Source organism: Pseudalkalibacillus sp. NRS-1564 (assembly GCF_050467905.1).
Classification (GTDB): Bacteria; Bacillota; Bacilli; order Bacillales; family Guptibacillaceae; genus Guptibacillus; species Guptibacillus hwajinpoensis_B.
On the sequence record NZ_JBITPM010000018.1, the window covers coordinates 50,461 to 63,397 of the forward strand.

10 protein-coding genes are annotated in these 12,937 nt (G+C 43.3%); 1 reads left to right on the top strand and 9 read right to left on the bottom strand.

Translation table 11 applies throughout. The features are described from left to right. Positions 1-254: 254 nt before the first annotated feature. The 6 genes from ACIFPW_RS09070 to ACIFPW_RS09095 form a co-directional block, all read right to left on the bottom strand. Complete coding sequence (locus tag ACIFPW_RS09070; protein WP_430243639.1) at positions 255-2,255, bottom strand: penicillin-binding transpeptidase domain-containing protein; 2,001 nt, start codon at positions 2,253-2,255, stop codon at positions 255-257. 87 nt (positions 2,256-2,342) lie between these two features. Further along, positions 2,343-3,215 carry an SMP-30/gluconolactonase/LRE family protein gene (locus ACIFPW_RS09075; protein WP_303530210.1) on the bottom strand — a complete coding sequence of 291 codons (873 nt, stop codon included), beginning with the start codon at positions 3,213-3,215 and terminating at the stop codon, positions 2,343-2,345. Positions 3,216-3,317: 102 nt separating this feature from the next. Then, on the bottom strand, positions 3,318-5,354 hold the full coding sequence (locus ACIFPW_RS09080; protein ID WP_430243641.1) for a hypothetical protein: 2,037 nt from the start codon (positions 5,352-5,354) through the stop codon (positions 3,318-3,320). Between the two features lie 225 nt (positions 5,355-5,579). Further along, entirely contained in the window at positions 5,580-7,160 is a 1,581-nt protein-coding gene (locus tag ACIFPW_RS09085; RefSeq protein ID WP_430243643.1) for a glycoside hydrolase family 32 protein, read from the bottom strand. Positions 7,161-7,257: 97 nt separating this feature from the next. Then, positions 7,258-8,586 carry a glycoside hydrolase family 68 protein gene (locus tag ACIFPW_RS09090; protein ID WP_430243645.1) on the bottom strand — a complete coding sequence of 443 codons (1,329 nt, stop codon included), beginning with the start codon at positions 8,584-8,586 and terminating at the stop codon, positions 7,258-7,260. Between the two features lie 34 nt (positions 8,587-8,620). Further along, complete coding sequence (locus ACIFPW_RS09095; protein ID WP_430243647.1) at positions 8,621-9,931, bottom strand: glycoside hydrolase family 68 protein; 1,311 nt, start codon at positions 9,929-9,931, stop codon at positions 8,621-8,623. Positions 9,932-10,330: 399 nt separating this feature from the next. On the opposite strand from ACIFPW_RS09095, the gene ACIFPW_RS09100 reads away from it, so the two are divergent. Beyond that, entirely contained in the window at positions 10,331-11,680 is a 1,350-nt protein-coding gene (locus ACIFPW_RS09100; RefSeq protein ID WP_430243648.1) for a dipeptidase, read from the top strand. 49 nt (positions 11,681-11,729) lie between these two features. Here the strand turns inward: ACIFPW_RS09100 and ACIFPW_RS09105 are convergent, their stop codons facing one another. The 3 genes from ACIFPW_RS09105 to ACIFPW_RS09115 form a co-directional block, all read right to left on the bottom strand. After that, the gene (locus ACIFPW_RS09105; protein ID WP_430243650.1) at positions 11,730-12,068 is read right to left on the bottom strand and encodes a hypothetical protein; all 339 of its coding nucleotides are present in this window, start codon (positions 12,066-12,068) and stop codon (positions 11,730-11,732) included. Positions 12,069-12,084: 16 nt separating this feature from the next. Further along, positions 12,085-12,354, bottom strand: coding sequence for a 30S ribosomal protein S14 (gene rpsN, locus ACIFPW_RS09110; protein ID WP_404682878.1), 270 nt, complete (start codon positions 12,352-12,354; stop codon positions 12,085-12,087). Between the two features lie 240 nt (positions 12,355-12,594). Then, positions 12,595-12,930 (bottom strand): potassium channel family protein, encoded by a 336-nt coding sequence (locus tag ACIFPW_RS09115; protein WP_430243652.1) that lies wholly within the window; start codon positions 12,928-12,930, stop codon positions 12,595-12,597. Positions 12,931-12,937: the final 7 nt, after the last annotated feature.

A 12,937-nucleotide genomic window follows, 5' to 3' on the forward strand; every position in this document is an offset into this window, starting at 1 on the left:
ACACCCTCCTTTCAATTGAATCTAGCTTATACTTATTAATTTCCATGAGAGTGCCGAGAATTCCTTTTAAGATTCCTTACTTTTCCAGAAAAAAGCCTCGATTCTACGTGAGAATCGAGGCTTTAGTGTGTTTGGGCAATAAAAGTGAATTTTGGACAATATATTCGCGTTTTGGCCAATAAAATCTCAGTTTAGCCAATATATCAGGAATTTGGCCAATAAACCGCGATCAGCCAGCCAATGGCCACCCAACATCACTGCATTTCAGCGAAAACGTCTTTCACTTTGCCTGTAATATCGTGACTTGAGGCGCCTTCGACCATCATTGCGATCAGTAAGTCCTTTTGATCCGTATTATACGCGACAAACAGTCCATTTTCTGGGCCTTCTTCTTCGCCTGCCGCTTTTAACTCAGCCGTTCCTGTCTTACCAGCGAGCGAAATGCCTTTAACCACTGGATCATAAGCGGTACCCTCAGGATCAGAAACCACCTTCCCAAGATCATCGCTCACAATCGAGGCGATTTCAGGGGAAATCACTTCATACTCCTCCGCTGACTCATCTTCTCCCGTTCGAAGCGTCGGTTTCAGCATCACGCCATCATTCGCAAACGTCGTATAGGTCATCGCTAACTGATAAGGGGAAATCTGTAGCTCCCCCTGTCCATAGGCAGAGTCAGCTAAAAGAATGTCATTATCATCGAGCCCACCGTTCGAGATCGAAGAGTTTTCAGTTGGGAAAGGAAACTCAACTTCCTGACCAACCTGGAACGACTCCAATCCTTTCTGGAACTTATCTGCGCCAAGATCCAGCGCTTTACGTGCAAAATAAATATTGTCCGAATGCATAAGCGCTTCTGCAAGGTTTACTTCCGGATCTGCAGGCTTCACGCGCGTCACTTTATATCCACCCCAGCTTGAGTCTGGCTGCCACTTCAAACCATCAATTTTCTCAACTGCATTCGGATCTAAATCCCCATCTCGTAGTGCGATCGAAGCAGTAAGTGGCTTAATCGTCGAGCCTGGTGAATACGTTTTGTTAAACTTCGCTGAAAAAGGAAGATCCTTATTATCCGCTAACTTCGCATACTCGCCTTCATCGAATCCAAGTGTAAAATCATTTGGGTTATAAGAAGGGGAGCTTGTTAATGCAAGCGTCTCACCTGTTGTTGGATGGAGCGCTACCGCAGTTCCCGGATCTTTTCCAAGCTCTTCAAACAACTTCTGTTGGACAGTGCCATCGATCGTAACTTGAATGTTCTCGCCATCAACCTTTTCCTTACTGGCAATCACTTTCTCAGGATCCGCACCCTTTACTTCAATCGACCAGCCCGTTACACCATGAAGCTCGTCTTCATACACTTGCTCGAGGCCAGCCTTTCCAATGCTTTCATAGCTGGAATACCCTTTTCCTGCATACTTCTCTAGATCTTCTTTCTGCATCTGACGAATATAGCCTGTTAAATGTGCAGCACTTTCACCAAAAGGATAGATTCTTTCAGTCGTATTGTTTATCTGAACGCCTGTAATCTCACTTGCTTCAGCAAGTAACTCTTCCTCTGATTCCATCACGCTTTTTAGCGGAACGAATTGTGTTGGATCAGACTGCACCCACCCCTGATTAAGCTCTTTCTCAATATCCGCTACGCTCACCTTCAAAGCATCACTAAGCTCATTCACAATCTTTTCTTGATTGGATTCAATGGCCTGCGGCACAACGCCAATTTGCTTAACCGTACCATTGATCGCTAAGCCCTCTCCATTCCGATCGGTCAATTCACCACGAACCGGAACTGAAGAACGAATGGCGACCTCATCGCCTTCCTTCAATTCTTTAAAAATAAACGAAGGATTCCAGTTCACACTGTAAGAATCAGCGTCGTCTCCTTCAGTCAGGACTAGCGTTGCTTCGTTATCAAACGAAACTTCGCCAGCTAGCGTCTGCATCGACACTGAAAAAGGAAACGTCACTTCTCCTTCATCATTTGGCTCAGGCTCTTCTTCCGGTTTCTTAAAAGTAACTTTCAAATCCTCGACTTCTACATCGCCATAAATAGATTTGTAGCGATCAACAAAGTCTTCTTCTGATATTTCCTTTTGCATAGCAGGTGATAACTTCTTATACATGCTGCTAAATTCTTGTTTATTCCAGTCCTTAACATATGTATCGAACGCATCAACCGCTGATGGTTGATCCGAACAACCCGCAAGCAGCAATAAAAAAAGCCCCATTGCGATGAGTGATTTTAGTTTCACACTCAGCCTCCCCTTCTTTTTCCATTCATTTTCTATTATTTTCCTACTATTATAGAAGACTTTTAAACAAGAAGGAAGGGAAAAGGACTAACCTTTAAACGAGTAGGTTCGACTGCCTATCACATTTGTTTTCACTCGAAACACTCCGCCTGCATACGGAAACTGCTTTAGCTCTTCTTCACTCGTATTCGTTCTAGCAGTAGTAATGTAGAGCTCGTTCCGCTCTTTTCCACCAAATACGCATGATGTTACGTTCAATGCAGGGACGCTTACTTCTAGCAGTCGCTCACCAGTATCAGGATTCCATCTCGTTACCTTAGATCCACCCCAGTGGGCAATCCACAGATTTCCTTCTTCATCGCTCGTCATCCCATCCGGCATCCCTTCTCCGTCTGGAATAGTGATCACCTCAACGGGGTTACGAATATCACCGGTAGAAAAATCATAATCATAGCGGACAACTTTTTTCGTTGGTGTATCAATAAAGTACATGTAGCGCGTATCAGGTGACCATGCCAAACCATTTGATGTACTAACATGATCGACTTTCTTCGTCACTTCAAGGTTTTCATCAAGGCAATAAAGCGCTCCTTCTCCTTTTAATCCTTCTAAGTGCATCGTACCTGCCCAAAACCTGCCTGCCGGATCACACTTGCCATCATTAAATCGGTTATCTGGTAAATGGCTTTCTGGATCGGTGATTGCTTCCACGCTCTCCGTAGAAAGGTTCATCGCATAAAAGCCACCGGCCATCGCCATCACAAGTCCGCCTGATTCTCGCGGAGCAATTGTGCCAACCATTTGCTCCTGTTGCGTCTCAATATTGCCTGCGGTCATTGGATTGTAGGCGTGAACCTTCTTCCCTTCAATATCCACCCAATAGAGAAGCTGGCTTTGATCATCCCAGCAAGGACCTTCTCCAAGTATCGCGCGTGCATCAATCACTAGTTTTGCTTCCATATTATGTACCTCCTAATTAGTGAATCACCTATTCTCTCTACTCTACCCCTTAATAAGAAAAGGGTCCACCTTCTATGAAGAAGAAGGGAACCCATCAACCTTTTAAATTAAAAACGGATTCGTTAAATCTGCCCACTGGTATTTCTGTCCCCAGCTTTCTTTTGCGAGAGTTGTCACCCGATCAATCAACTCATCTGGAACGACCGCTAAATCGCCCATCTCGTTTGGATTATAGTGATAGGCATAAACACGTGAAAGGAATTGATCAAATGGAAGGCTAGCTTCCCCTTCCTCTTCGCCGTGATTCCGAACCGTTGACTTAATGCCCTGCCCCCAATCTTGACCGCTATCATTGTTCGGATTATAGAAATAAACTCTCATTTCTCCTGATGAATCCGCAGCAATACGCTGGATCGAAATGGCATGCAATCCGAGTAAGTCCGCATTAGCCGTCGTAACGAAAATTCCGACCGGGTTTGGATAAATGAGCTGATGGCCTGCGTTGTAGTCTGGATGATGCGTCGCGTAAAAAAGCCTTGCAAACTGCTCATAATCTGACACAGCACCAGTAACTGGATTGATAACAGAAGAAAACTCTTTAGATATCCACTGACCGTAAAATTCTGGATTCACAAATTTATGACCATCTTCCCCACGAAAGGCACTGCGCTTCATCATTTCATCGTAAACGCGATCAAGATGCGGAACGAGTATAAGGGAAACGGCATCAAGCTCTTTATGAAGATCCGGAGCTAAACCTCCTAAGATGAGAGAAGAATTGATTTCAGCCCCTTCAAACGAAATATCAACCTCACCATCACGACACGCTCTTGCGACAAGTTCTAGAAGGAATCCAGGGTCGTGCTGTGACCAAAGGCTGATTCCTCGCGCAGATTGACATGTAGGATTCATCCCCTGACCAATGCCAAGCGGTTGCCCTAGCACACTCAGTAGACCTGAAAGTAAAATCCCTACAGGCGTCACATCATCAGGGTGATTCCGTGAAGCCATTAAATCCTTTTCTACTTCTGCTAGCATATCGATTTCAATGATCCTTTCAAGCCCTGGGATTACCGGAGGAGAGGATAAAACCCCACGCTCAAGCATGCGCGCAAGTCCATAGAGGGACTGAGCTGTGACAGGATAGATTGATAGTAAAATGAGCTCTTTTACTAAAGAAAAATGCTCATTTAAATTAGCTTCACCTTTTTCAGTTAATCCAAGCGTGAGAACGAGTAGATGAGAAGCGTCCTCCTCAGCAAGGGTACGAGCAAGCTGTGCGTGAATGGGAGAAACGAGACCTGTATCACGCATGACATCAGCGAACCGTTCCGCTTCTAACTCTTTCTCCATTTCAGATAACGCATTGAATTGATCGCGATAGTCCATGAAGTCCGGATAGGATTGACTCAGTTCCGTCGGGGCATGCGCGCTATCGAGATAGCGCTGAATGCTCGCGCGTCCTTCTGTGCTTAAGTCCTCTGAAGACAAGAGATTTTCAGCGTAACCGATCATTTCTTTAATTCGCTTTACCATGATCGGGCGCTGTGCGGTTAGTCGATCAATTTCATCCACAAACGTAGCCGACAGCGACCCGAGCGACATCTTTTCAGCTAAAAATTGAAAAAGGTTCATGCCCCTCTTTTGTTCTTGACCTTGATTGATTCTTGCTTCCTCCGTCTCAGCTGGGAAAATCATTTGGAGATTTAGCGCCATGACTTTGTTTAGAAAAGTGCGAGCCTGTTCGCTCGAAACATCTGGATGAGTATATTCCTCTTTCGCAATCGCAAGCATACGAAGCTCACTTAGTACTTCAAAGATCGAATAGTTTCCGTCTATTTTAAAAGATCCCCCTACAAGAGGCGGTTGTAATTTACGAGGTTCTTCCCATGGTCCACCTTCAAAAACGCCCGCCTTATCATAGTCACTAGCGAGTTGATAAAGGGATTCGAGATTATTCTGGTCAATGAGAACGGCAGCGTCTGATAATAGTTCTTCTAACACAACTGGATTCTGACGGTTTTCCTTGAATGACTGAAGAGTACTGACAAACTTTTGCTGTTCTGAATTTGAAAATGATGATTCCATTTCCATACATCCCCCATTATTTACAAGATAGCTATTTGTACCCCAATCCAAGAAAAGGAAACCCCTTCTATGGACCTATTTATTTTCGATTATCGAGCATTTCGCGGAATAATTAAGAATATCGCGGAAAAATCACGTTTTTCGCGGAATAAAATAAAATATCGCGGATATATTCCAGAATTCGCGGAAATAACGAGATTCACCTCTCAACAAGAAGTCTCCAATACGAAAAAGCGGCCATCTTTATCGCAGATGACCGCTCTCAACATAAAACCTTTACTCTTCCCCACCCGTTTTCCACGAAGAATCAAGCTTATACACTTCTAAAGAATCAAGTGTCACTTTGCCATTCATCGCATAGATCTCAAAACCATCACTTTCCTCAGATGGGAAGATCCGATTTGTCATAACACGCTTTCCATCGTTCGCAAACAATTCAACGGAAGAGCGATCAACAAAAAGATGGAGCTTCACTTTGCCATCTTCCGTTGGTTCAAGCGGAGCTCGATACACACCAGGAAACTGTTCATGAAATCCTGTATCGCCACTATTTTGCCGATCAACAAACGCGAGATTATTCTTGGAGTCGTAACCTACAATCGTTTCCTCTTCATCTCCCTTTCGAACGCGGAAACCGAATTCACCTGACGTGTCTAAATCAAATTCAGCGATCACCTCATACGTATCTGCTTTAAAATCATCAAGCGGCATTCGACCTTCCACTTCTTTATCCGATAAATCCACTAACTTCTTAGAACGATTTGACTCAATCTCACCCGCAGGCTCTTGGATAAGACGCGTTTCTCCGTTCACTTCTTTCAAAGAAACCTGACGTGGTAAAGACATCGCCCCTTTCCACGGATCCGTTGGCAAATCAGTCGCATACATCCAATTGCTCATCCACGCCATCCAAATCGGATTACCTTCATGATTGCTGAAGGCTTGAGCCGCATAGAAATCAGTTCCATAATCGACCCAGTTAATGTCTTCTTTTGCGCCTTCTCTCGTGAACGTCTCTCCATCAAAATCACCGATAAAATACTGTCCACCGGATCCGCCGGCGATGCTGCCTGGATTCATATCCACCTGTAGCACCCATTTTTCATTCTCCGAATCCTCATCGACAGGTAGTTTAAATAACTCTGGCGTTTCCCAAACGCCACCCTGCGCTCCCTGATCGACACCAAATTCACTAAACTGCTGCCAATCAATCAAATTATCCGAACCGTAAAAGATAACTTTATCTCCAGCAGCGAGAAGCATGATCCACTTTTCAGACTCCTCGTGCCAGATCACTTTTGGATCTCGAAAATCTTTGATTCCTGGATTCGGAAGTATTGGGTTACCACCGTACTTTTTCCATGTTTCGCCACCATCTTCACTATAAGCAAGCGCCTGGGTTTGTTCTTCACCAGCGATTGTATAGAACGCTACGAGACCCCCCTTTCCTTCTTTAAAAAGACCGCTCGTATTGTTCTCGTCATAGACCGCACCACCCGAGAAAATCATTCCCTGATCATCCGCCTCTAGCGCCATTGGCTTCTCTTCCCAATGATACAAATCGTTACTAACCGCATGCCCCCAGCCCATGTTGCCAAATTCATTTCCAGAAGGATTATGTTGATAAAATAAATGGTATTGTCCTTCAAAAAAGACCATTCCATTTGGATCATTCATCCAGTTTTGCATAGGCGTATAGTGAAATTGGGGTCGATACGATTGATTGTAGTCTTCTAGGATTCCCGCTTCTTTTACTTCGTCTTGCCTGGAAGATTCATTGTTTTCATTCCAGTTCATTATGAGTATAATTGTGCCGATTACTAAGATAGCTCCGACAGCTAGCAACCATTTTCTCATCGTATCAAGCTCTCCTGTCCATCGAATTTACGAATAGGGTATCTCTGAATAAAAAAGTAACTGCCGAAGTGTGTCCCCCGACAGTTACCATAAAAGATTATTTAAATACGCCAGCATCCATTTCTTTCACAATCTTCGTTTCATCATTATGAATGGAAAGTTTAAGAGATGGTGCTAGTGTGCCACCAAAGTGGTCAAATTGGTACTCCTCTGATTGCGCTCCAAGTTCATCGATCGTTAAGCCATTTAGGTCATAGAAGTTAGCAAAGCTAACCACTGTGCCATTCGGCATTACCATCCAAGAATACGTTTGATATGGTTCATTCTCTGGATTCGCTACAACAAGACCACTACCGTTAAGAGGTTCATAGTCTGCTGTTAGAGAGTTTGATACGAAGCCATAGAGACCATCTGGACCATTCGTTCCAGGAGCGAATTTGTTCTTGTGCGTATCAGTGAAAAGGTAATACTTATTCCCTTTTGTCACGATATGCGGACGCTCAAGTTCCTGATTTAGGCTGTTCGCTTCCATCAACGGAGGCATGATTTCAAACTCAGTGTAGTCATCGTTCTCTGCTTTTGCGATACCAATGCTACCATTAAAGAGCTTTGATACTTCTGGTACTTCGTCTACAGTAGCGAAGTCTTCAGAACCAATGTGTTCTTGTTCAACCGAGCGCTCTGCAGGAGTGCCTCCGGAATTTCCTTCAAACAAAATGTAATCTTCGCCTGTTTTAGGATCTTCGAAGAACCATGGATCACGGAATGCATAAGCGATGTCGCCCTGCTTACTTTGTTCCATTGTCTGGTAGTATTCGCCATCTGGCTCAAGAATCACTTCATGATCAGACCAGTTATTGAATTCGATTCCCTTATTTGAAGCATCCACATCAGCAGAAGCCTTTACGAGACGCTGCTCATAAGTTAGCTGTTCTTCGCCTTTGCGACCTGTTGCCGTATAGAAGAAATTAATCTCGCCATCTTCAATCATAGCTGAACCCGCCCATTGACGGGAACCTAGTGCCTGCTCTTCATTAAAAACGGTACCGCCAAGCTTCCAATCTTTCCCGTTCTTTGAAACGAAGTAGCGAATTTCAGCGATATCATGACGCTTACCAGGCAATACATCACTTGGTGCTGTCAGTGAGAAGATCACTTTATATCCGTTCACAGTTGCGATGGAGCCATCCTTTTTTCGAAGAGGCCACGTATCCCAGATATGATAATCTGGCGCAATCTGCTCAAGATCTTTTGTATTAATTTCAGGTGCTGTATTATCCTTGTTTTGCACAATCTTTGCTGCATCTTCTCTTGTCCAGTTCGACGTTTCGCTCTCAGCCGCAAAGCCTGTTGCCGGAGCAAAGCTTGAAAACAGGGTAGCGAATCCGAGTACGGAAGTCGCTACTGTTTTTGAAAACTTATTCATGTTTGTAAGTCTCCTTTAGTCTGGTTTCCCAGTTTTAGTGTGATGGCATGATTTGCCCTGGCTTAAGTGCGCCGTTTACTTTTGTTTCGTTACCATGGATCGAAAGTTTAAGCGTTGGTGCAAATGTACCGCCATATTGAAGCTCACCATTTTCATCACGATACTCATTTACAAAGCTAATAACTGTACCGTTCGGCATAACTGCATGAGAGTATGTCATGAAAGGATCATCTTCAGGGTTTGCTACAACAAGACCGTTGCCGTTAAGCGGCTCGTAGTCTCCTCGAAGAGAATCATTCGTAAAGCCATAAAGACCATCAGGACCAGTTAATCCAGGAGCAAACGTAAATTTATGTGTGATTGTGAAGAGGTAGTAGTCTCCGCCTTTAACAAGAAGGTGAGGACGTTCAAGCTGCTGGTTAACACCGTTTGCTTCAAGTAGTGGTGGAAGCAATTCAAAGTCTGTTAGATCTTCATTCTGTGCTTCAGCAATCCCAACGTTCCCGTTGTAATCTTCAGCGCCAGCTGGTACATCGTGAGAAGAACGGAAATCAGCATCGCCAATGTTTTCTGGATCAAGTGACTTGTCATCTCCAGCTGTATTACCTTCAAAGATTAAGTATTCTTTTCCTGTCTTAGGGTCCTGGAAGAACCATGGGTCACGGAATGAATAAATGATATTACCTGTTTTTTGTTCTTGCGTTTCGTAATACTCGCCGTCTGCTTCAGCAAGAATTTCGTGTTCGCCAAAGTTGCTTAGTTCAACAGATTTTGATTTCTTATCTGCTTCGATATCAAACGTTGTTTTCGCAAGACGCTGTTCAAATGTTGTTTGTTCTTCGCCTTTACGTCCAGTTGCTGTATAGAAAAGGTGTACCTTTCCATCGTCATCCATCATAGCTGATCCTGCCCATTGGCGAGCACCTAGTGCATCTTCTGAATCATAAGCAAGTCCGCCCATCTTCCAATCTTTCCCGTTCTTCGAGTAGAAGTAGCGAATTTGAGCTTCGTCATGTCGGCCTCCCCATGTATATTCTCTAGATGCTGTAAGTGCAAAAACAACCTGGTAACCGTTTATCTGAGCAATTGATCCATCACGGTTACGTAGCGGCCATGTATCCCAAACCCAATAGTCTGGAGCGACTTCATCTACATTGTCAATGTTAGGTGCAGTGTTATCTTTTGATAAGTCATAATCCTGCGCATCTTGACGTGACCATACAGCTGTTTCAGCTTCATTTTCAGCTGCATTCGTTGTTAATGGTGTACCTGCAAATCCACTTACTAGCATAATTGTCGATAGTGCAATCCCCTTAAAAACAGAAGACTTTTTCACGTTCCCCATCTGCCACACTCCTCAAAATTTTAGTTGATTGTTTCGTTCGCCATAACTGTATGGAAAATATGTGAACACGTCAACAAGCTCGAAAAGTCACATTTCATACACAACTTTTGATACGTAAACCCTACTCTCACAGAAAAGAAAGCGGTTTGCAATCGTGTATTGAAAAGGTTTCCAAACCGAAAATAAATAGTTCTTTCGTATCAGGAATCGATTCCACATGGAGGTATTTAGACTCACTCAATATGACAACTGATTAATGTGAATGTAATAATTTTAATCTTAAATTCAAGGCACTGTTATCAGTTTACCTTTTTTATCCATCATTATAATACGCTTCAATGTAAAAATAAGCCACACTCGACTATAATAAGGACAACATAATAGAGGAGGAAAACCTATATGCAAAAAGCCATCGAACAACATAAAAATGCGTTTCTTAACGAGCTAGAAGAATTTCTAAAAATCCAAAGTATTTCAGCCGTTCCCACCCATAAGTCAGACGTTCAAAAAGGGGCTGAGTGGGTCGCAAATTCTTTAGAAAAAGCTGGCATGGAAAACATTGAAGTCATTGAAACAGACGGCCATCCGATCGTTTACGCCGACTGGCTTTATGCGGAAGATCAACCGACAATTCTTATCTATGGCCATTATGATGTACAGCCTGCTGACCCACTCGAACTTTGGGAAACACCGCCATTTGAACCCGTTATTCGTGATAATAAGATCTATGCCCGCGGTGCAACGGATGATAAAGGGCAGCTGTTTATTCATATCAAAGCGGTGGAACTGCTGATGCAAGAAGATAACAAGCTACCCGTCAATGTGAAGTTCTGTATAGAAGGTGAGGAAGAAATCGCAAGTCCACATCTTGGACCTTTTATTGAAGAAAACACTGATAAGCTCGCTGCTGACGCGGTTGTGATTTCAGATACTTCTTTTATTAAAGAAGGATTACCTGCCATTTGTACGTCTCTACGCGGCGCCCTTGCGATGGAGGTGAAGGTGAAAACAGCGAATACTGATTTGCATTCAGGAGTTTATGGTGGCGGCGTTCCAAACGCGGTTCATTCCCTTGTTCGGCTACTCGATAGTCTTCATAGCGAAGATGGATCCATTGCTGTTGAAGGATTTTACGAAGGGGTACCAGAACTAACAGAAGAATTAAGAGAAGAGATTGCTCGTATTCCATCTGATGATGAAGCGATGAAGCAAGAGCTCGGACTAACTTCCTTATTTGGTGAGAAAGGATTCTCCTTCAAGGAACGGACAGGCATTCGCCCGACGCTCGAATTGAACGGCATTTCAGGTGGCTACCAGGGTGATGGAATTAAGACGATTGTTCCATCAGAAGCAACTGGTAAAATTAGCTGTCGTCTCGTTGGGAAGCAGGATCCTCAGCACATCTACGAATTAATTGAAAAACACCTGCTCGAGCATCAACCTGCAGGTACTACGATGACCGTTAATCAATTTATTCAAGCACGCCCAGTCTCGCTTGATTCGAATGATCCTATGATTCAAAAAGCGGCCGATGCTTATGAAAAAGTATACGGCGAGCGCGCTCTCTTCCCTAAAGAAGGGGGATCAATACCAATCGTAGAAGTGTTCGCTCGCGTTCTCGAAGCACCCGTCGTCCTTATGGGCTTCGGCTTACCATCAGAAAACTTGCATGCTCCAAATGAACATTTTCACATTGATAATTTCACAAAAGGAATTGAAACGGTTTGTACCTACTTCAAATCACTGTAGTTCCTAATGAAAAAGAGAGGCGGCTCGATTGCGAGCTGCCTCTCTTCATTTAGAACGTGAGATAACCTTTTATGACTCTTTTTCCACTTGAAGGTTGCTCCAACCATTTCATACGCTGAAGCTTTTCATCCAATCTTGCGGCAATCTTCCATTCAATCCGATGCATCATTGTTCTCGCCTTATAAGCTGAGATACCAAACTCATTAGCTGCTTCATGATATGGGGAATACTTTTTCAGAAGGTTAAGGTATTGATCCGGTGTAGCCGCTGATTGTATTAACCTAACTTCCAGTTCATCGATGAACTGATAGAGGGCTTTCTCCTTCTCAGGGAGCTTCGCCACGATATCACGAACGAGCATCTTCAACAAATGTTCATTGCACTCCATATCTTCCCCTACCCTTTTACCAGCTTGACTTCTTCACCCCAGGAATCTGCCCCTTATGAGCATATTCACGAAACGCAATTCTAGACATTTTAAATTTCCTTAAATACCCCTTCGGACGACCAGTTACTTCACACCGATTATTCAAGCGTGTTGGTGATGAATCACGTGGGAGCTTTCGTAACGCTTCAAAATCTCCTTTTGCCTTCAATTCATTTCGTAGCTCAGCATACTTCATGACGAGCTCCTGCCGCTTTTGTTCTTTTACTACTTTCGATTTCTTAGCCAACCTAATTCATCCCTTCATCTATTCTAATTTATGCTATTCGTTTTGGCACCGTGCATAGAGCAATTATCCACAACCTATACCAATAGCTCGCTTTTTACAAATCGTAAACATTACGTTTTGTATTATATGCTTGTATTCGTTATAACGCAAGGAATCAAACTCCGCATTGAGTGCGTCCTAATGAATGATAAAAAAAGCCCAACTTCATTTCCAGTTGAGCCCTCCCTTTATCATCACTATCTATAAATCTTGTTTCCTTTTACTTCTCCCCATATGTAAAGCAAGCTTATTAATAAATCCAAGAATTAGACCAACTCCTGTGAATAAATAAATGATCGTGAAAATTTTCCCAAAATCGGTTTGTGGACTAAAATCCCCAAACCCTACAGTTGTTAGCGTAACAACACTAAAGTAAAGCGAATCTAACACGGACCAGCTTTCGACAGTGTGATAGAAAATTGTTCCTGAGACGAGTGTAATCGTTGTAAGAAAGAAAAGAACTTGAAATTCTTTATCCTTTATCGCTTTCCATAATGCTGACAACATCCTCTTTAAAGTAAGAAGAAATGATATCATCTTGACC

Bases quoted from the DNA above. Each gene is read 5' to 3' on its own strand.
- ACIFPW_RS09095 (WP_430243647.1), bottom strand. From the start codon at position 9,931: ATGGGGAACGTGAAAAAGTCTTCTGTTTTTAAGGGGATTGCACTATCG.
- ACIFPW_RS09075 (WP_303530210.1), bottom strand. From the start codon at position 3,215: ATGGAAGCAAAACTAGTGATTGATGCACGCGCGATACTTGGAGAAGGT.
- ACIFPW_RS09115 (WP_430243652.1), bottom strand. From the start codon at position 12,930: ATGATATCATTTCTTCTTACTTTAAAGAGGATGTTGTCAGCATTATGG.
- ACIFPW_RS09085 (WP_430243643.1), bottom strand. From the start codon at position 7,160: ATGAGAAAATGGTTGCTAGCTGTCGGAGCTATCTTAGTAATCGGCACA.
- ACIFPW_RS09090 (WP_430243645.1), bottom strand. From the start codon at position 8,586: ATGAATAAGTTTTCAAAAACAGTAGCGACTTCCGTACTCGGATTCGCT.
- ACIFPW_RS09100 (WP_430243648.1), top strand. From the start codon at position 10,331: ATGCAAAAAGCCATCGAACAACATAAAAATGCGTTTCTTAACGAGCTA.
- ACIFPW_RS09105 (WP_430243650.1), bottom strand. From the start codon at position 12,068: ATGGAGTGCAATGAACATTTGTTGAAGATGCTCGTTCGTGATATCGTG.